Annotated in this window: 19 protein-coding genes and 1 pseudogene; 9 read left to right on the forward strand and 11 right to left on the reverse strand. The window is 68.2% G+C overall.

The features are described 5' to 3' along the window. Positions 1-248: 248 nt before the first annotated feature. Both ABZ893_RS07600 and ABZ893_RS07605 read left to right on the forward strand, forming a co-directional pair. A complete protein-coding gene (locus tag ABZ893_RS07600) occupies positions 249-1,421 on the forward strand; it encodes an alkaline phosphatase family protein (RefSeq protein ID WP_361398354.1) in 1,173 nt (390 codons plus the stop codon). A gap of 165 nt (positions 1,422-1,586) precedes the next feature. Further along, the gene (locus ABZ893_RS07605) at positions 1,587-3,668 is read left to right on the forward strand and encodes an alkaline phosphatase family protein (protein WP_361398356.1); all 2,082 of its coding nucleotides are present in this window, start codon (positions 1,587-1,589) and stop codon (positions 3,666-3,668) included. Between the two features lie 228 nt (positions 3,669-3,896). Here ABZ893_RS07605 and ABZ893_RS07610 read toward each other — a convergent pair whose 3' ends face one another. The 4 genes from ABZ893_RS07610 to ABZ893_RS07625 all read right to left on the reverse strand — a co-directional run bounded on the left by ABZ893_RS07610 (position 3,897) and on the right by ABZ893_RS07625 (position 6,594). Next, a complete protein-coding gene (locus tag ABZ893_RS07610) occupies positions 3,897-4,412 on the reverse strand; it encodes a hypothetical protein (RefSeq protein WP_361398358.1) in 516 nt (171 codons plus the stop codon). Next, complete coding sequence (locus ABZ893_RS07615; RefSeq protein WP_361398361.1) at positions 4,372-4,800, reverse strand: cyclophilin-like fold protein; 429 nt, start codon at positions 4,798-4,800, stop codon at positions 4,372-4,374. Before ABZ893_RS07615 ends, ABZ893_RS07610 begins: the two co-directional genes overlap by 41 nt. A 55-nt stretch (positions 4,801-4,855) precedes the next feature. Beyond that, positions 4,856-6,166, reverse strand: coding sequence for an MFS transporter (locus ABZ893_RS07620; protein WP_361398364.1), 1,311 nt, complete (start codon positions 6,164-6,166; stop codon positions 4,856-4,858). 89 nt (positions 6,167-6,255) lie between these two features. After that, on the reverse strand, positions 6,256-6,594 hold the full coding sequence (locus tag ABZ893_RS07625; RefSeq protein ID WP_361398367.1) for a carboxymuconolactone decarboxylase family protein: 339 nt from the start codon (positions 6,592-6,594) through the stop codon (positions 6,256-6,258). A gap of 142 nt (positions 6,595-6,736) precedes the next feature. Between ABZ893_RS07625 and ABZ893_RS07630 the strand changes: the two genes are divergently transcribed. From ABZ893_RS07630 to ABZ893_RS07645, 4 genes are read left to right on the forward strand one after another with little or no spacing between them, the layout of a single operon-like run. Next, positions 6,737-7,363, forward strand: coding sequence for a hypothetical protein (locus ABZ893_RS07630; protein ID WP_361398370.1), 627 nt, complete (start codon positions 6,737-6,739; stop codon positions 7,361-7,363). Continuing rightward, the gene (locus ABZ893_RS07635; protein ID WP_361398374.1) at positions 7,360-7,794 is read left to right on the forward strand and encodes a cupin domain-containing protein; all 435 of its coding nucleotides are present in this window, start codon (positions 7,360-7,362) and stop codon (positions 7,792-7,794) included. The genes ABZ893_RS07630 and ABZ893_RS07635 overlap by 4 nt, the downstream gene beginning before the upstream one ends. Further along, on the forward strand, positions 7,791-8,648 hold the full coding sequence (locus ABZ893_RS07640) for an aldo/keto reductase (protein WP_361398377.1): 858 nt from the start codon (positions 7,791-7,793) through the stop codon (positions 8,646-8,648). The genes ABZ893_RS07635 and ABZ893_RS07640 overlap by 4 nt, the downstream gene beginning before the upstream one ends. Positions 8,649-8,688: 40 nt before the next feature. Beyond that, on the forward strand, positions 8,689-9,675 hold the full coding sequence (locus ABZ893_RS07645) for a zinc-binding dehydrogenase (protein ID WP_361398379.1): 987 nt from the start codon (positions 8,689-8,691) through the stop codon (positions 9,673-9,675). 55 nt (positions 9,676-9,730) lie between these two features. Here ABZ893_RS07645 and ABZ893_RS07650 read toward each other — a convergent pair whose 3' ends face one another. The 4 genes from ABZ893_RS07650 to ABZ893_RS07665 all read right to left on the reverse strand — a co-directional run bounded on the left by ABZ893_RS07650 (position 9,731) and on the right by ABZ893_RS07665 (position 13,277). Then, complete coding sequence (locus ABZ893_RS07650) at positions 9,731-10,609, reverse strand: helix-turn-helix transcriptional regulator (protein ID WP_361398382.1); 879 nt, start codon at positions 10,607-10,609, stop codon at positions 9,731-9,733. A gap of 3 nt (positions 10,610-10,612) precedes the next feature. Further along, positions 10,613-11,101: an SDR family NAD(P)-dependent oxidoreductase gene (locus tag ABZ893_RS07655; RefSeq protein WP_361398385.1), complete on the reverse strand. Its 489-nt coding sequence runs from the start codon at positions 11,099-11,101 to the stop codon at positions 10,613-10,615. Positions 11,102-11,200: 99 nt separating this feature from the next. Then, entirely contained in the window at positions 11,201-11,755 is a 555-nt protein-coding gene (locus ABZ893_RS07660; RefSeq protein WP_361398388.1) for a flavodoxin, read from the reverse strand. Between the two features lie 154 nt (positions 11,756-11,909). After that, complete coding sequence (locus ABZ893_RS07665; protein WP_361398390.1) at positions 11,910-13,277, reverse strand: MFS transporter; 1,368 nt, start codon at positions 13,275-13,277, stop codon at positions 11,910-11,912. 131 nt (positions 13,278-13,408) lie between these two features. Here ABZ893_RS07665 and ABZ893_RS07670 point away from each other — a divergent pair, with 131 nt between their 5' ends. The 3 genes and pseudogenes from ABZ893_RS07670 to ABZ893_RS07680 form a co-directional block, all read left to right on the forward strand. After that, positions 13,409-14,278: a helix-turn-helix transcriptional regulator gene (locus ABZ893_RS07670; RefSeq protein ID WP_361398392.1), complete on the forward strand. Its 870-nt coding sequence runs from the start codon at positions 13,409-13,411 to the stop codon at positions 14,276-14,278. After that, a complete protein-coding gene (locus ABZ893_RS07675) occupies positions 14,275-15,150 on the forward strand; it encodes an aldo/keto reductase (protein WP_361398395.1) in 876 nt (291 codons plus the stop codon). The genes ABZ893_RS07670 and ABZ893_RS07675 overlap by 4 nt, the downstream gene beginning before the upstream one ends. A 1,079-nt stretch (positions 15,151-16,229) precedes the next feature. Further along, a pseudogene (locus ABZ893_RS07680) lies at positions 16,230-16,506 on the forward strand (GNAT family protein); the annotation flags it as partial. A 259-nt stretch (positions 16,507-16,765) separates the two neighbouring features. Here ABZ893_RS07680 and ABZ893_RS07685 read toward each other — a convergent pair. The 3 genes from ABZ893_RS07685 to ABZ893_RS07695 are packed head-to-tail and all read right to left on the reverse strand — an operon-like array spanning position 16,766 to position 18,899. Then, a complete protein-coding gene (locus ABZ893_RS07685) occupies positions 16,766-17,083 on the reverse strand; it encodes a hypothetical protein (protein WP_361398398.1) in 318 nt (105 codons plus the stop codon). Continuing rightward, positions 17,083-17,622: an aromatic-ring-hydroxylating dioxygenase subunit beta gene (locus tag ABZ893_RS07690; protein WP_361398401.1), complete on the reverse strand. Its 540-nt coding sequence runs from the start codon at positions 17,620-17,622 to the stop codon at positions 17,083-17,085. The genes ABZ893_RS07685 and ABZ893_RS07690 overlap by 1 nt, the downstream gene beginning before the upstream one ends. After that, positions 17,619-18,899, reverse strand: coding sequence for a Rieske 2Fe-2S domain-containing protein (locus ABZ893_RS07695; RefSeq protein WP_361398404.1), 1,281 nt, complete (start codon positions 18,897-18,899; stop codon positions 17,619-17,621). The genes ABZ893_RS07690 and ABZ893_RS07695 overlap by 4 nt, the downstream gene beginning before the upstream one ends. Positions 18,900-18,905: the final 6 nt, after the last annotated feature.

An 18,905-nucleotide genomic window follows, 5' to 3' on the forward strand; every position in this document is an offset into this window, starting at 1 on the left:
CAACTCGCTGCCTGCGTACTCGGATTGCACAGCAGAGTCACTGCTCATCGGTAGCAGGCGCAGGAGGGCGAAGGTGTTGGTCGCGGCGAGGCACCTACCTGGACAACCGCAGAACCCAGAACTGACGAGCTTCTGCAATTAGTCGATCTTGCCGCGAGACTCACTCCCCGTTCTCTCACGGCGCCTCACCCTGGTCGGGCAAGCCTTGCCAATCCGCCACCCGGCCTTGACACACAGGAGAAACAGACATGGGCACAAAAGCAGCCGTAAGCCGGAAGATCGCTCTGGGAGCCGCCGCAGCCGTGGCCGCGGCGAGTAGCGTCGTCGCTGGATCGGCCTCCGCGGCACCCGCACAAGCGGGGACTTCCGAGGGCGCCCCGAAGCACATCTTCTACATCATGATGGAGAACCACGGGTCCTCCCAGATCATCGGCAACAAGGCCGATGCTCCCTACATCAACCAGTTGACCTCCCGCTACAACGTGGCGACCAACTTCCACGGGGTCACCCACCCGAGCCTGCCCAACTACCTGTCCATGTTCTCCGGTTCGTCCCAGGGCATCTGGGACGACTGCAAGGCGGGGGCGAACGTCACCTGTGCGCCGGAGGAGTTCGTGCCGGGTTCGGGTGACTCAACCGACTCCGCGTCGCTGACGCCGGCGCAAGTGGCCAGCGCGAGCAAGACGCCGCACATGTTTTCCGGCAAGAATCTCGTCGACCAGTTGGAGGCGAAGCACCTCTCCTGGAAGGCATATATGCAGTCCATGCCGGAGGCCGGCTACGAGGGCGAGTACGCGCCGACAGTCAACGGCACCACGGTGAACCTGTACGCGCAGAAGCACAACCCGTTCATGTACTTCTCGGACGTCAACTCGCCGGGCAACCCCAGGCTCCAGCGGGTCGTCCCGTTCGAGAAGAACTTCGACGCGGACCTGGCCGCGGGCACCGTTCCCGCCTTCAACTGGATCAGCCCCGACCAGTGCCACGACATGCACGGCGTATCGCCGAGCAGCGCAAGCCTGATCGGCCTGCCTGCCTGCGGCTACCCCGCTTCAGGCCCGGACCACGGCGCGATCAAGCTGGGCGACCAGTTCCTCAAGGACACGGTCTCCAAGATCATGAAGTCCAGGACATGGCAGACGTCCAACTCCAGCATCGTCATCGCCTGGGACGAGAACGACTACTCCGGCTACTCCGGCGGGCCGGGCAGCCCGGTGGGAGAGGGCGGCAAGGTGCTCGGCGGCGGGGACGCCCCCCTGCTCGTCATCAACTCCCAGGCCGGTCCGCACAAGATCTCCGACAAGCCGGCCGACCACTACACGGTGCTCGCAACGATCGAGCGGTTGTGGCACCTCGGCTGCGTGGAGAACACCTGCTCGCCCCGGACGTCCGGCTCGCTGGAGAACCTCTTCGCGAACTAAGGCTCCAACTTCACTGCGCCCCAGCCCCCGGGGGCGCAGGCCGACAACCCCGATGTCCTGCTGATCATCCCTCGGCCGGAGTCCACACAGAGTTCGCGTCCACTCCCTTCGATGAGCGAGCGCAGCTCCCATCCCCGACTGTCCATGCCCATGTGAGGAGCTTCCATGACCCCTGATCCGACCACCCCAACGCCCGAGTCTGAGCTCGGCGGCAGCACCGCAGCCACGGTCGGCGCCACCCGCCGTCGGTTCCTCCAGGGCGCGGGGATCGCCGCCGGGACGCTGGTGCTCGGCGGGACCGCCGGCGCGGGCGGCGCGTACGCCGCCGCTCCGAAGCCCAAATACGTCTTGCCAAAGGGCTTCAACGGCAACATGTCCGACCTGAAGCATGTCGTGATCCTGATGCAGGAGAACCGCTCCACGGACCACTACTTCGGCACGTTCCCCGGCGTACGCGGCTTCAACGACAAGCAGGCGCTGCGGTTCCAGGACGGCACCACCGTCTTCCAGCAGAAGGACCGCAACGGCAACGTCGTAACCCCGCAGGCCGACGACGGAACCTGGGGCAACGACCACGGAGCCTGGGGCGACGTCGACCATCGCAAGTGGGATCTGTGGGTGCAGCACAACGGCGCGAGCTGCATGAACTACCACAGCGATGCCTACATGGGCTTCTACCACTCGCTCGCCGCCCAGTACACCATCGCCGACCAGAACTTCTGCTCCGAGTTCGGGCCGACCGACCCCAACCGAAAGTACCTCTGGAGCGGTACCGCCAACAGCGAGACGGGCAACACCGATGAGTCCAACTACTCTCGTCCCTGGATCACGGTGGCCGAGCAGCTCCAGCAGGTCGGCATCGACTGGCGGCTCTACTCCGACAACAGCGGCAACGGGCGACAGGGTTACATCAGCACCTGGGTCGGCGACTACGGCGACAACGAGCTGAAGTACTTCAAGGGGTTCGACCCGCAGGGGCTGAGCGCCGACGACCCGAAGCTGCGGCCCGGCACCGGGCTGATCTGGCGCGGCAACGCCACGTACTACTCCGGCATGACCTCGCCGAACAACGACTCCGACGCGAACCTCGACGCGGTCCTCAAAAACCTCCGTGACGCCTGCCAACCGGGCGCGGAACACCCGCTGCCGGCAGTCTCCTGGATCGTGGCGCCCTACGGCTGGTCCGAGCACCCGGGCGCGGACACCCTGCACGGCGAGCGCTACGTCAAGAAGGTGCTCGACATCCTGCAGAGCAACCTCGATATCTGGAACCACACCCTCTTCATCCTCAACTACGACGAGAACGACGGGAAGTTCGACCACGTGCTGCCGCCGTGGCCTGAGCCGGGCACAGCAGGCGAGTACGTCGGCGCCTACCCGCTCGGCTTCGGTCCGCGGGTGCCGATGCTGCTGGTGTCTCCGTGGACCCGCGGCGGGTACGTCGCCTCGGAAGTCTTCGACCACACCTCGACGATCACGTTCCTCGAGACCTGGGCGGCCCACCTCGGCAAGCCGTTCCGTTGCCCCAACATCACCGACTGGCGGCGCTCGATCGCGGGCGACCTGACCAGCGCGCTCGACTTCGCCCATCCGCAACCGGGGTCGGCCACCTTCCCGGACCCGCTCGGCGAGCAGCCGGTGTCGATCGCCGCCGACCACATGAAACCGCGCCCGCTGAGCTTCCATCCGCACGCCACGATCTCGGAGGACCCCGCGTCGGGGACGGTCACCGCCAGAATGACCCTGACCGGCGGCCCGAAGGACAAGGCTGTGTGCTTCCAGGTCTTCCCCGACAAGTACCAGGCGTTCTCCAACACGCCGTTGACCGTCACCGAGCGCAAGCCGCGCGAGTACATCTGGGACACCAAGGCCACCGACGGCAAGTACGCCTTCTCGATCTACTCCAACGACGGCTTTGTGCGCTCCTTCGCCGGCCAGGTCGCGCCCGCCGGACAGACGGACGGCGGCCTCCCGCACGTCGAGGTCGACCTGCTGAAGGGCGGCACCACGCACGAGGGTCGGGTGAAGCTCAAGCTGCACAACGACGGCACCAAACCGGTGCGCTACACGCTCACCGCTAACGACTACGCCGGCCGTACCCAGAACGTCACGGTGGACGGAGGCGAGACGCACGTCGTCATGTGGCCGACCCAGGAGGGCTACTACGATGTAGTCGTCACCGTCAACACCGACACCATCTGGACGCAGCGCTACGCCGGCCGGATAGCCACCGCCGGAAAGGACTGACCGGGCCAGGACATCCGTGGCGACGGCGGCCGTCCTGGCCACCGTCGCCAGACCCTGTCGGACTGGTATGTGCGCCGGGTGGTGCCAACCCGAGACGTTCATTGGCCGACCGACTCCTGCAGGACACAACATTCACCTGCGGCAGCGCACAGATCAGGTGACCAGGCCCGCTCACAGCCCTGGTTCCGCCATGACTGACGGCATCTGCCCCGACGTGGATGCCTAGAGCTACCCGGGGCAGTTTTCCGTTGCCGTTGAGGAAGCCGCTGTGCCGGGACCAGGCCCATCGACAAGCGGTCCGGCGTGGTCGAGGATCTGGCTGTGACTGATGACGTCGCGGCCCTGCCCTCCGCGGCCAAGAGGTCGGGGAGGGCGCGGCGTTACTGTTCCTCGCGGGCTGGTCTGCTCGGCGAGGACGCCGTGATCGCCGTCGGCGGCGGCCAGGACCAGGCGCCGGAGTTCGCTGGGGATTCGACGGCTGGTGGCCGCCGAGCGCTCTACTCCCATCTGTTTGGCGGCGTCGTGCTCCCGGATCGCGGTGTCGAGGCCGTCGAGAAGGCCGCGCAGCAGCTCCGCGGCCCCGTCCCCGTGCTCGCTCAGCGCCCATGAGAGGGCCTCGATGTGGCCGGGGAACGGGGCGCCGCCGCCGGACGCGGTCTTGAGGATCTGCGCCACCTGGCCGCGGTTGATGGGCTTGCCCTTCTCAATGAGAGAGGCCAGGTCGGCGGTCGCGCTGCGCAGCACCTGTTCTTCCCCCCCGGAGGGCAGGTGCCGCAGATGGAATCGCGAGGCGATCGAAGTCATCGGGCGGAGCCGGCTCAGTGCGATGTCTCTTGTGCGATGCGTTGATGCGCCCGAGGATGACGAGCCCGGCGGAGCGCTGGAAGTCGCGGTAGAAGATCGCGAGGTTGCCCCAGGGGGCGTAGTAGGCGATGTCGCCGGCCTCCGCCGCGGCCGCGCTGGCTGAGCCCTCGGTGGTCAGTCGTCCAGGCAGGTCGGCGATCTTCTCGGTGCCGTGGAAATCGGACAGGGGCAGGGGGAGAGGCAGCGCCGAGGCGAGGTCGCGCGCCGCGGCGCTGTCGTTCAGGGTCCCGGCCAGTGCCGTGGTGGCGGTGATGATCCGGATGTCCATGGGTTCCTTTCGGCGTGGACGGTTCGATGAGCCCGCCTGACCGCTGGTCGTCTGGTCACGTCGTGTGCGTCCGGGGCCGCAGCAGCAGTGCCGCTCCGGCGGTGATGATGGAGACGCCTGCCGCGGTGAGCAGGGCTGCCGTCTCGCCGGCCGGGTAGGCCAGGCTGCTGAGCATGAGACCGAAGACCGCGACGGCCAGCGCTCCGCCGACCTGGCGGCTGGTGTTGAAGACGCCGGAGGCGATGCCGCTGCGGCGGGCGGGGACGCTGTTCAGCAGGATCGTGGTGGTGGGCGGCATGACGAAGGGACCGGCGAGCCCGGCCAGCACCATCAGGGCCGCGATCAGCCACAGAGGCGCTGAGGGGAGCGCCGCGAGCAGCACCAGCCCGGCAGCCATCGAGGCCAGGCCGGCGACGATGAGGGCCTTCTGGCCGATGTATTCGGCGATGCGTGGCGTGAAGGGGGTGAGGCAGAGCCCGGCGACCATCATCGGTAGGAACACCAGCCCGGTCCCCAACGCGGTCAGGCCGTGGTGTTGCTGCAGCGTCAGGCTCATCACGAACGGCAGGCCGTAGTAGCCAACCATGAACGCGAACCCGATCAGCACGCTGATCCCGGCGTTGCGGTCGCGGAACAGGTCCGACGGCACCATGGGGTGCCGCGCCCGGCGCTGGATCACCGCGAATGCGGCGGCAGCGACGACCGCGACCGCCAGGGCGATCACGACCTGAGGAGCGGCGAAACCGGCCTCGCCGGCGTCGATCACGCCGAACGTGAGCCCTGCCATCGCCAGGACCCCGGTGATCTGCCCGGCCCAGTCGACCGGCGATGTGTGCCTTGGGGCTGAGATCGCCCGCGCGATCAGATACAGGGCGATCAGCCCGACGGGGGCGTTGACGAAGAAGATCAGCCGCCAGCTGGCCATGGTGAGCAGGCCGCCGAGCACGGGGCCGGAGGTGGAGGCGATCGCGCCGCCCATGGCCCAGATCGCCACCGCACGGGTCCGCAGCCTCGGGTCCGGGTGGGCGTGGTTCAGCAGCGCCATCGAGGCCGGCATCATCGCGGCGGCTGCCGCGCCCTGCACGAACCGCGACGCGATGAGCACGGGCATGCTCGGCGCGACGCCGCAGGCGACCGACGCCAGAACGAACACCGCCATCCCCGCCAGCAGCATCCGCTTCGCGCCGATCCGGTCCGACAGCGACCCGCAGGACAGCAGCAGCGCGGCGAACATGAGGGTGTAGCCGTCGACGATCCATTGCAGATCGCCGATGCCGCCGCCCAGCTCGGCGCGGATACTGGGCAGAGCGACGTTGACGATCACCGCGTCCAGGGTGATCACGAAGAACACCAGGGTGCAGGCCACCAGGGTTGTGGTCGCCCGTCCCGGCGTCGCACGGCCTGCCGCGCCCGATCGATCAGCCGGGCCCGTTGCGCCTCTCACGCGGGGAAGGCTCACTCCCCGCCCTCGACGATGCCCTTGAGCACGGTCATCGCCCCCATGCCGTTGGGCCAGCCGGTGTAGAACGCCAGGTGCAGCAGGGCCTCCTGCAGCTCCTCGTCGGTGACGCCGTTGTGGCGGGCGTGGGCGAGGTGGAACTTCAGCTGGTCCGTCTTGCCCATCGCGGTGAGTGCTGCGACGGTGATGAGGCTGCGGTCGCGCTTGGACAGGTCGTCGCGCTGCCAGACCTCGTCGAAGAGGACCTGGTCGGTGTAGTGGACCATGCCGGGGGCGAAGTCGCCGAAAGCGTTCTTCCCGCCGGTCCAACCGGTGCTCTTCTCGTTGACGCTCATGATCGCTCCATATCCATCCGTGGCGGCAGTTCCCGTCGTGGTTTCCATGCAACTGCTGATCGCTCGCGTGTGGGAGTCCCGGTCGTGAGGGGGTACCGGCAGGGTCTGGCACCGTGGCCGGGAAGCGCCTTGACTCGATGCCATGAGTGATCGCGGAACCAGCAGCGCCGCCGGTCGGGCGCGGCCCGTCCGGCTGCGCGCCGGGCTGCGCGCTGCGCTGGACGCGATCGACGCGCCGGCGCAGGTCCTGACCGAGCGGCTGGACGTCGTGGCGACGAACCCGATCGGCCGGGCGCTGCTGTCACCCGTGCTCCAGGACGGCCGGGCCAACCTGGCGCGGTTCCTCTTCCTGGACGAGGAGGCGTCGACGGCGTTCTTCCCCGAGTGGGACCGGGTCGCCGACGAGCAGGTCCACCGGCTGCGCGAAGCGGCCGAGCAGAACCCGCATGACCGCGCGCTGCACCGGCTTGTCGGCGAGCTCTCGACGACCAGCGCGCCGTTCCGGTCCCGCTGGTCGGCCAAGCGGATGTGCGCGTGCCATCCGCCGCGGCTGCTCGTCGACCACCCGCTGGTCGGGGAGCTGGAGCTGATCCGCGAGGACCTGGCCCCGACCGCGGACGGCGCGCTCACGCTACGGGTCTGCACGGCCGAGCCGGGGTCGGCGACCGCCGAACGGCTGAGCATCCTCGCCAGCTGGACGCATGAGCCCGCGGCTCAGCAGAACACAGCACCCAGAAGGGTGCACGACACGAGAGAGAACGAAGAGTGACAGACAACGAGTTCGACCAGATCTTCCCGCTCGGGGAGCCCAACGACGCCTACGCGCAGTACTTCATCGGGCAGAGCTACCTGGCTCCGCTCGCGCCGGGGAGCGTCCCGGTGAGCAACGTGAGCTTCGAGCCGGGCTGCCGGAACAACTGGCACATCCACCACGGCGAGAACGGCGGCGGTGACCAGATCCTGATGTGCACTGCGGGGTCCGGCTGGTACCAGGCCGAGGGCGAGCAGCCCGTGAGCATGGAGCCGGGCACCGTGATCCGCGTCCCCGCTGGGACGAAGCACTGGCACGGCGCGAAGGCGGACGCGTGGTTCTCCCACGTGGCCTTCATCACGCCCGGCGAGGGCGTCAGCAACGAATGGCTCGAGCCGGTCACCGACGAGGTGTACGGGGCGCTGCCGAAGAACGGAGAGACCGCATGACCATCCTGAACGAGACCTACACCCTGTCCAACGGCGTCCTGATCCCCAAGCTGGGGCTGGGCACCTGGTTCATCGACGACGACAAGGCCGCCGGGGCCGTCCGCTCGGCGATCGAGATCGGCTACCGCAACATCGACACCGCTCAGGCCTACGGCAACGAGCGCGGCGTCGGCGAAGGCGTGCGTACCGCCGGCATCGCACGGGACGAGCTGTTCGTGTCGACCAAGCTGGCCGCCGAGATCAAGGACTACGACCAGGCGGTCGCCGCGATCGACGGGTCGCTTGAGACGATGGGCCTGGACTACGTCGACCTGATGCTCATCCACAGCCCGCAGCCGTGGGACGACTTCCGCGGCGGCGACTACGCCGAGGGCAACCGGAAGGCATGGAGGGCTCTCGAGGAAGCGCACAGGGCGGGCAAGCTCCGTTCGATCGGCGTCTCCAACTTCCAGCAGCACGACCTGGAGAACATCCTGTCGAGCGTGACGGTCGCGCCGCACGTGAACCAGCTGCTGGTGCACGCGGGCAACACCCCGAGCGAGCTGATCGCCTACTGCGAGAGCAGGCAGATCCTCGTCGAGGCGTACTCGCCGATCGCGCACGGCGAGATCCTGAAGAACGCCGACGTCTCGGCGATGGCCGAGCGGTACGGCGTGACCGTCCCGCAGCTGTGCATCCGCTACACGATCCAGCTGGGCACAGTCTCGCTGCCGAAGACGGCGAACCCCCAACACATGCGCTCCAACGCCGAGGTCGACTTCGGGATCTCCGAAGCGGACATGGCGACGCTGAAGGACCTGTATGCCCAGGACTACGGCGACTCCAGCGCGTTCCCCGTCTACAGCGGCAAGTGAGGGGCACGCCATCGACCAGCGAACGACGAAGGGAGATCCATTGACCGAGACCATGCGCGCCCTGATCTCCGGCCGCGGACCCGAATGGGTCCTGGCTGACGCGCGGATCCCCGAGCCTGGCCCCGGCCAGGTGCTGATCCGGAACCGGGCGGCCGCGACCAACAACGCCGACCTGCCGATGCTCGCCGAGGCGGACCCCGGCAGCGGCGGCCACGGACACGAGTTCGTCGCCGGGTACGAGTACGCGGGTGAGATCGCCGCCGTCGGCCCCGGTGCAGGCGACTGGAAGGTCGGCGACCTCGTGATGGGGACCTTCCTGTCCTCGTTCGCCGACTACCTGATCGTCGACCACCGTTTCGTGCTGTCCCGCCCCGAGCACCTGTCCCCAGAGGTGGCGTGCGCGCTGCCGACAGCGCTGCTCACCGAGATCGGCGCGCTGCGGGTCGCCGGGTTCGGGCCCGGACAGAGCGTGCTCATCACCGGGGCGACCACCGGCATCGGCATGATCGGGATCCAGATCGCCAAGGCCATCGGGGCGTCACGGGTCCTCGCGACCACGCGAGACGCCGCCAAGGCTGACCTGTTGACCGGGCTCGGCGCGGACGCCGTGATCGTCGTCGGCGAGGACGACCTGACTGAGGCAGTCCTCGTGGCAACAGACGGGAAGGGCGCGGACGTCGTCCTCGACCACGTCGCGGGGGAGACGTTCGCCAAGTGTCTGCCGGCGACAGCCGAGGACGGCCACGTCGTCAACATTGGCCGGCTCGCCGGTCCCGCGTCCGCGATTGACCTGGACGCGCTGTCCTACCGCCACCTGACCGTCCACGGCGTCTCATTCGGGTTCTCCCGCGACTGGGAGACCGTGCCGATCCTCGAGAGCCTGAGCGCTGAAGTGCTGCCCGCCGTCGCCCGCGGCGAGATCCGGCCCGTCATCGACTCCGCCGTGGACGTTGCGGACTTCCAGGAGGCAGCAGACCGCCTGCGATCGGGCCGGGCCGTCGGCAAGTTCGTGCTCCGGTTCGACTGACGAACGCCGATCGCTTCATCGGATCGAGGGCCGGGCGCGGCGACCAGCTCCAGGCTCAGGTCGTCGCGGCTGGCGCCTCCGCGGCGCGACCGTTCGCGCCGAATGTCAGTTCGGCGAGGCGGCGCATGCGCGGCTCCGACGGCGTGTTCGGCTCGGCGCTGTAGGCGGTCAGCGTGAGTCCGTGCTCGGCGGGGAGGCTCAGCGCGTCGAAGCTGAGGCGAAGGTCTCCGACGGCGGGGTGGTGGAACTCCTTGTAGCCGTTCTGGTGCAGCCGCACGTCGTGCCGCGCCCAGAGCGTCCGGAACTCCTCGGACCGGGTGGACAGCTCTCCCACCAGCTCGGTCAGCTGTTCGTTGGAGGGATCGCGTCCCGCTTCCGTGTGGAGCAGCGCCACCGAGGTCGAGGCCGCCTTCTGCCAGTCCGGGTAGAGGCGGTGCGCGCCGTCATCGAGGAAGCAGAAGCGGGCCAGATTGACCGGCCGCTCGGAGCCGACGAACGCTTCGGAGTAGAGCATCTGGCCCAGGGCGTTGATCGCCAGGATGTCCAGGCGGCCGTTGCGGATGAACGCGGGCGTGCCCGTCATGCCGTCCAGCAGCCGCCGCAGGCTGGGGGAGACCTGACCGCGCCTCTTCCTCGCAGACTTCGGCGCAGGGCCAGCGGCGCGGGAGAGGTCGAACAGGTGCTCGCGCTCGGCCTCGTTCAAGTGCAGGGCGCGGACCAATGCCTCCAGAACGCTGTCGGAGACACCGCCCAGACCGCCGCGCTCGAGGCGCGTGTAGTACTCGACGCTGACTCCGGCCAGCAGGGCGACTTCCTCGCGGCGCAGGCCGGGCACGCGGCGCATCCCGCCGAAGTCCGGCAGACCGGTGTCCTCCGGGCGCAGCTTCGCCCGGCGAGTCACCAGGAACTCCCGGATCTCGGCTCGATTGTCCATGCTTCAACGGTAATCGCGGCGGCTGGAAGCCTGGGAGTCCCCAGCAGTGCCTGGCACGGGCGAGGGCACGTCGACAAGGTGGTCGCCGCCGTGGCATCGGTCGCCATCTGGGGCTTCGCCGCGGGATCGGTCGGCGTGGGCTGGGCCTCCTGGCTCGCGAAGGCCTACCCCGACCAGGCCGAGGCCGCCGGCGGGATCCTCGTCGCCGCCATCCAGGGCTCGATGATGCTCGGCGCGCTGCTCGGCTCCGCCGACCTCGTCCTGGACCCGTTGCGCGGCCGAGACAAGGGAGGTGCGGTCGGTGACGTCGGCCTGGATGGCGATCGATCCGTTGGCCAGTTCGGCGGCGAGGGCTTCGATGCGGTCGAGTCGGCGTGCGAGCAGTGCGACCTTGTAGCCGTCGGCGGCGAGGGCCCGGGCAGTGGCCGCGCCGATGCCGGAGGATGCGCCAGTAATCACTGCGACGCGGGTGTTGTTCTGTGTGTCAGTCACGGGGGACTCCTTCGGTTTGATGCGATTTGCTTTGTCCATCGGACCAGTGGCGCACACGAGGAAAGGAACTACGAGTTCCACCTTCAGCGGCTGGTCGGGCTACATCAGGGCGTTGGCGCGGAGCCATGCCTCGACGTCGCCTGCTGCCCGTGGTGCGTCGACGTCTTCGCCGCGGACTGCGAGCCCGTTTCGCACATCGCTGGCGCGGAGCGCGTCGCGATACGACTGGTCGACGCCGGCCATGCCGGACACGGCGTAGGTGACGAACGGCAGGACGCGCTTGCCGGCCAGGCCGACCCGCTCGATGAAGGTGGACATGATCATTGGTGCGCGCACGTTCCAGACGGGGCTGCCCAGCAGCACGGTGCTGTAGCCGGAGAGGCCCGGGAGTTCGCCACGGATGGCCGGGCGGGCGTTTGCGTTCCGCTCGCGGACGTTGCGCTGGAAGGTGGGGTCGTACGCTCGCGAGTAGGGATCCGCCGCGGTGATCTCGTAGACGTCGCAGGAGATGCGCGCGGCGATCAGCTGTGCCGGCCTTTTGGTGTTGCCGACCTCCAGCTCACGCCGCCCGCCCTCCCAGTAGTTCTCGCCGGAGCGGGAGAAATACACGAGCAGAGTCTTCGCCCCGCTGGAGGGCTCCGAGCTGGGAATCATGCCGGGCGTTTCTTCCGGTGCCGGAGTCGTGTCTGGACTCGTGGCCGGTCGGACCTGTGGCGCGCAACTGGTCATTGCCGCATGGGTTATCGCTCCGGCCGTGCTGAGGACGGCTCTGCGGGTCTGGTCGGTCATCTGTCGGCCCTCCACCTCCTCAAGCGGTTTTCCGGAGGCGGAGCGTTCCCGCTGCCAGGACGATGAGCAGCACGCCGGTGACGAGGTAGTCGGTGCGGAGCCCGGTCTGGAAGGCCGGCTGGACAGCGAGGACTGCGCCGAAGATCGCGATGCCGAGTGAACCGCCCATCTGGCGGGCGGTGTTGAGTACGCCGCTGGCAGTGCCGGCCCTTTCGGCGGGGATGTGGTCCAGGATGAGCGCGGTCAGCGGGGGAACAGTGAAGGAGCCTCCCAGGCCGACCGGGACCATGAGCAGGGCGCTGGCCAGGATCGGAACATCCGCGGGCAGAAGCGCCAGAACGATGAGACCGGCAGCCATCAGCACCATGCCGCCGATGGTGGTGACGATCTTGCCGAGGCGTTCCATGGCGCGTCCCACGAACGGGTTGAGCAGTGCCACGAGCCCGGTCATCGGCAGGAACAGCAGGCCGGTGACCAGCGAGTTCACGCTGCGCTGTTCCTGGAAGTGGAGGCTCTGGACGAAGACGACCCCGTAGAAGGCGGCCATGGTGATGAAGGCGATGCCCAGGCCGGCGGAGACCGTGCTGGAGCGGAACAGGTCCAGGGGCATCATCGGGTGACGTCCTCGCGCCTGAGCGAATAGGAAGACGACAGCGCCGATCACGGCCAGGGCGAATGCGCCCAGCACTTCAGGGGAACCGTAGCCGAGTGAGCCGCCTTCGATGATGCCGTAGGTGAGGCCTCCGAGTGCGGCGATCGCGGCGATCTGCCCGGTCCAGTCGAACGGAGCGATCCGGCGTGCGGAGGGGGCGACTCGGGCGAGCGCTATGAGCGCGATCACGCCGACCGGGAGGTTGACGAAGAAGATCCACCGCCAGCCGAACTGGGTAAGGACGCAGCCCAAGACCGGGCCGGCTGCTGCGGCGACGGAACCGCCGAGCGCCCAGTAGGTGATCGCTCGTCCGCGCTGCACCGCGTCGTGGAATGCTTCGCGGATCAGTGCCAGGGAAGTGGGGGTGATCATCGCAGCCCCGATGCCCTGCACGACGCGGCCGGCGATCAGGATGCCCAGGCTGGGGGCTGCGCCGCAGGCCGCCGAGCCGAGGACGAACACGGCCATGCCGATCCCATAGGCCCGGCGGGCACCGATCCGGTCTGAGATGGTTCCGCCGAACAGTTGCAGGGCGGAGAACATCAGCGTGTAGCCGGTGACGATCCATTGAAGGCCGGAGAGGCCTCCGCCGAGCTCGTCCCGGATGTGGGGGAGTGCGACGTTCACGATCTGGGCGTCGAGTGCGACGACGAAGAAGCCGAGCATTGCCACGGCCAGCGACATGCGCGGCTTGGCGGTATCGGTCGTACGGACAGGGGAAGTGGTCTCGGACATGCTCGGCTTTCGGGTGCGAGATCTGGGTTTTCTTCAATGCAAGCAATTCGGATGCCGGCGAAGAAGGGACCGGTTATCGGTGCACTGACGGTTCCTCCCACGCAGTAGAAACCGGCCGTAGCGTTGAAGGCATGGACCAACGAAATGCGGTGGGAGAGTTCCTGCGCACCCGGCGAGACCGGATCACTCCGGAGCAGGCCGGGATCCTCGGCGGCACCCGCCGTAGGGTCCCTGGCCTCAGGCGTGAAGAAGTGGCGATGCTTGCCGGTGTCAGCGTCGAGTACTACGCCCGGATGGAACGCGGAGACCTCCGCGGCGTCTCCGCCGAGGTGCTCGAAAGCGTCGCCAGGACCTTGCGCATGGACGAAGCCGAGATCGATCACCTGCACGCCCTGGCCGAGGCTGCCGGTCCGCAGCCGGCCCGCCGGCGCGGGACGAAGGCCGAGCAGCCGTTCCGGCCGAGCCTGCAGCGTTTCATCGACTCGGTCGCGATGCCCGTGTGGGTGCGAGACCGCCGGATGGACTTCGTGGCAGCCAACGCCGTCGGCCGCGCGCTGTACTCGCCCCTGCTGGAGGACCCGGCAAGCCAGGGCAACACTGCCCGGTTCACCTTCTTCAGCCCGGCGGCCCGGGTGTTCTTCCCCGACTGGGAGCAGGGCGCGTCCGACATCGTCGCCTCCCTGCACACCTACGCCGGTCAGAACCCGCGGGACAAGCGCCTGACCGACCTGATCGGTGAGCTCGTCACCCGTAGCGACGATTTCCGTGTCCGCTGGGCCGCGCACGACGTCCGGCACCACCGCACCGGGATCAAACGCATCCACCACCCCGAGGTCGGCGACCTCGAGTTGGTGTACGAGGCCATGGACTTCCCCGCGAACCCCGAATGGTTCATGTTCGGCTACACCGCCGAACCCGGATCCCCGAGCGAGGAACGCCTGAGACTGCTGGGCAGCCTCGCCGCTGAGACTTCACCGACCGAACGCAAGGAGAAGGCATGAACATCACCCTGAACAACGGCGTCGAAATGCCCGCCCTGGGCTTCGGCGTCTTCCAGACCCCACCCGAGGAAACCGTCGCCACCGTCGCTGAGGCACTGCGTGTGGGTTACCGGCTGATCGACACCGCCGCCTCCTACTTCAATGAACGTGAGGTCGGCGAAGGCATTCGTACCTCTGGGATCGACCGGTCCGAGGTCTTCATCGAGACCAAGCTGTGGATCAGCGACTACGGCTATGACGAGGCCCTGCACTCCTTCGACAAGTCCGCCGGCAAGCTCGGCGTTGAGCAGATCGACCTGCTCTTGCTGCACCAGCCGCTGACCGCCGATTTCGAGAAGACCATCGGCGCGTACAAGGCGCTGGAGACTCTCCACGCCGACGGGAAGGTCCGCGCGATCGGCGTCAGCAACTTCATGCCCGAGGTGCTGGAGCGTCTGCTGGCCGAGACCAGCGTGGTCCCCGCCGTGAATCAGGTGGAGGGGCATCCGTACTTCTCCCAGCCCGACGTGCAGAAGGCCGACGCCGAGCACGGCATCCTCACCCAGGCCTGGTCGCCGATGGGCGGGATCACCAGCTACCGCGGCGACGCCGGCCGGTCGACGTTCAACGACCCCGTCATCGGCGAGATTGCGACCGCACACGGCAAGACGACGGCGCAGGTGATGCTGCGCTGGCACCTGCAGGAGGGCCGTTCCGCGATCCCGAAGTCGGTCAAGCCTGAACGGATCGCCGCGAACTTCGACGTGTTCGACTTCGAGCTCAGTGATGCCGAACTCGCCGCCATCGACGCTCTGGACACGGGCGTGCGCGGCGGTCCGGACCCGGACATCATCACCCTCGAGTCGTTCCACCGGGACATCCCCGAGGCCTGAGCGGCGTCTCGCAGACATCTCCTCGGCGAGGGTCTCTTCCTCTCCGCGTGAGTCAGATCTTTGCGGGCGAGCGCATCTTGATGGTGAGGGCGGCCAGCGCCGTAATCAGCGCGCCGAACAGCGCGGCGCAGGCGTACGAGGTGGGGTCGATGTCGCGCACAGCGCGCGGTCACGCTTCTCCGCGAGCGCCCTGTATGCGTCGAGCCTCCCGCGCAAGGTCCGTGCCGGAGCGGTCAGAGCGATCTCCGAGTCCATGGTCGACCTCTCCGACCACGGCAAACTCCTCGACCGCTTCCTCGCACTCCCCACGCCGAAGATGTTCACGTATGGCGAGTAGAACAACACGCTGTCCTACCTGCCGGCGCTGGCAGAGGGAGGCGTCGTGCCGGCGCAGGCCTCGCAGCTGTGCGGCACGAACTGCTGAAGCTGATGACGCCGGACAAGGACGCCCAGTTCGTCCTCGACTGTGACGACCTCGTGCACGCTCGATCACCGTTGTTCGAAGGGGGGGCGAGTGGCCTGGCCGCCCCGCCGGTCCAGGTCTCGGAAGCTTGGGGACGGGCTTCCTCGCGGCAGCCTTCTCCCCCGGTCCTTTCTGCGCTCGTGGCAGTGCCGCTGACGGTTCGGGCGCTGCTTATGAGTATTCGGCAGGCCGCTGCGCTCTTGAGCGGGCGGTTGTGGGGCGATGTCCATCGACGCCGTTTGGTCCGCAACTGGTCCGGGAGGAACTTCCCTGGATGTGCCGAGAACACGGCAGCGCCATCACAAAAGCCCGGACTCAGTGGCGTCGGCCCGTCCGCGGATTGGTCCACTGCCCCAGGAACCCGTAGTCCATCTGGGCTTCCTCACCGGCGCGACTTCGTCCCACAGCATCGTGACGTGCGACCGCGTGACCTCGTCCGGCGAGGTGGCAGGCACCCACCGGCGGAAACTGGATGTAGAGACGTCCAACTTCCCTTCGTCCCGCAGGCCTTGGTGGATGGTGGGGACCGTCACCGTCCCCAGTAGGCTCTTGATGTAGTCGCGGTGTTTGTCGATCTTGGCCAGGTCACCTGCCTCAGCCGGCGGTCGGCCAGTCCTGGAAACCGGGCTTCCGCAGCGCGTCCCCGGGCTACGTCTTCGACGCCGCCGCGTGGGGCCACGGCTACGCCGCGGAGACCGCGCACGCCGTCCTGCGGTGGGCGTTCGACACCCTGGACCTGAACCGAGTCCAGGCCGAGACCGACACCAGTAACGTGGCGTCCGCCCGGGATCCTGGAGAAGCTCGGCTTCGTCCGCGAGGGCTCCCTCCGCGAGGACTGCGTCGTCAACGGCGACGTCTCCGACTTCTGGGTCTTCGGCCTCCCCCGCCGCTAGTGGCACCCGACAGCCACGCCGGCGGCCGGCAGCTGGACCGAGACCTGCCCGCAACTTCTCGTAACCCGGCGCCACCGCTCACCTGCCGCCCTTGGGTACGCTGCTGGCCCGGTCACCGAGGAGCGCATGCCCTGACCAGCAGCGTGCCCAAGGCGCCGGCGTCCGTGTGGGGTAGCACCTCGGCCCGGATGTCGGTGAAGCCGTGACGCTTGAGGGCGTCGGTCCACTGGGGGAGCGCCGTACCGCCGCCGGTACACGGTCAGTTCCGCCTCCCGGCCGCATCCGCGGCTCCGACTCGGTCGCCGGTTTCGACATGACCCGCGGCCGGCGGGCCGAACAGTCGGGCGCCACCGGTTTCGGGGTCGGTGGCGTAGGCGACGATCTGCATCAGTTCACTCTCCGTGAGAAGCGTGAGTGCCTCGAGTACGGTCGCGTCGATGGCGCCGGTGCTCTTGGTACGTCCTGCCGCGATGTGCAGTCGGGATCCCCGGCCGTAAGGAACGATGTGCAGTTCCACTGCGGCGAACTCGTTGCGGACGTGGAAAGGGCCCGGTGCGGACTCCGGTGTGCCGGCCATCAGAAGATGACCGCGAGTTGACTGTCGGTGGGCACTTCGGCGTCGAGGTAGACGTCTCTGCTGAGCAGCCGGAGTGAACCGTGGCTCAGCTCGATGATGTCGTGTCGCTCCGCCGAGGCCAGCACCGGCGGTTCGGGGAGCCGTGCGCGGACGACGAGGACGTTCGTGCGCACCGTCCATCGTGGGGCGCCTGGTCCAGGGGCCGGATCGCCGGCCTGGATGCGGAAGTTGGTCACGAAGTGGCGGATGGAGGCGGCGGGGTGTTCGGCCCAGGCGTGGTCCGAGGCGATGCGGCTGAACCGCATGGCCAGGAAGCTCTTGGACTCGTTGGCGAACTCCGACCCTGAGTCGTACCGGTCGAGCGCGGGGTCCTCCCGCGACAGCGGCACGGGAACCCGGTAGAGGAAGTCCTCGTGCAGCAGGGCCAGCCAGTCGTCGTAGCGGCCCGCGTCGAGGTGGGCGGCCTCCTCGATGAGGAAGTGCTCGATCTGCCGGTGCTGTTCGAGGTCCGGGAGCTGTTCGGCCGTCGTGCCGCTCATCGTGTTCCCTCCATCAGGTCCAGGTACCGGCTCACGAAGTTCCGCTGGTTCGCTTCGGTGAAGTCCTGGGGCACGAGCCGGCCCGGTCCCTGCCAGGGGGGTGTGTACCGCGTGCTCACCCCGGCGCCGAGTTCGTACGTGTAGGGCGCCTGCGCTCCGGCGACGGTGCCGAGGGCCGCGTCGATCCGGCGGAAGTTCTCCAGGTCGTCGGCCTCGAAGAAGGACGAGGCGCCGTGCTGCCTGGTCGCGAACAGGTACGAGCGTGACTTCCATGTGTCCGAGGCGTCGCGGGGCACGAGGTTCCAGTACGCGACCTCGTGGGTGTGCTGGTCGATCGGTGTGAGCGCCCGGATCTGGGTGAACGCGGTCTGGCCCTGAGCGTCGTCGCCGTAGGAGACCGGTGCCGTGGTGATGAACAGCAGGTTGGGGAAGACCAGGCCGTGGATGACCGTGGCGCGCTCACGGAACTTGCGGTGTTGCGGGTCGGCCCGCTTGAGCGCCGCCTCCAGCAGATCCTCCTCGTAGCCGAAGACGGAATCCGGGACCTGGGCGTCGATCAGGTACTGGCTGCGCAGCGCATGGCCGTGCGGCTCGTTCACCGCGAACCCTTCGACAGCGCCCGCCTGCGTGCCCATCACGCCGAGTTCGAACATGGTGCGGTGCGCGACCCGCAGGTGGTACCCGTCGCCCGAGAAGTTCTCGGCGTGGATCTTCCAGTTGCCGCGGACGTCGACCCGGTGAACGCCGGCGTGGACCTCCATGCCGCCGGGGAAGAAGTCGAACAGCGCGTCGAGGTACCACCGGAAGTCACCGAGATAATCCTCCAGTGAGGGTCCGTCGTCGCGCCAGGTGGCGAAGACGAAGCCGTGCAGCGTCTGGACGCGCGCGCGGCGCAGTCCGCGTCCGGCGAGGTCGAAGTCGGGGCCGTACAGGGCTCGGCGGCCCGGCACGCCTCTGAGCGTGCCGTCGTTGCCGAAGACCCAGCCGTGGTAGCCGCAGCGGAAGGTCGTGGTGTTGCCGTAGGACGCCTTGCACACCTGGGTTCCCCGGTGGGTGCAGGAGTTCAGCATCACCTGGACGCCCTCCTCGGCGCGGGCGAGGATCACGGGGTCGCCGCCCAGGCGCCGGGTCACGTAGTCACCGGGTGCCGGTACTTCGGACTCGTGGCCGACGAAGATCCAGTTCGCCCCGAAGACGCGGTGCAGCTCCTCGTCGAGCACCCGCCCGTCGCGGTAGTACGTGCGGGGGATCTCGGTGGGGCCGTCGATGGTCGTCATCCGGTC

The organism is Streptomyces sp. NPDC046821, assembly GCF_040645335.1.
In the GTDB taxonomy this organism is placed as follows: Bacteria; Actinomycetota; Actinomycetes; order Streptomycetales; family Streptomycetaceae; genus Streptomyces.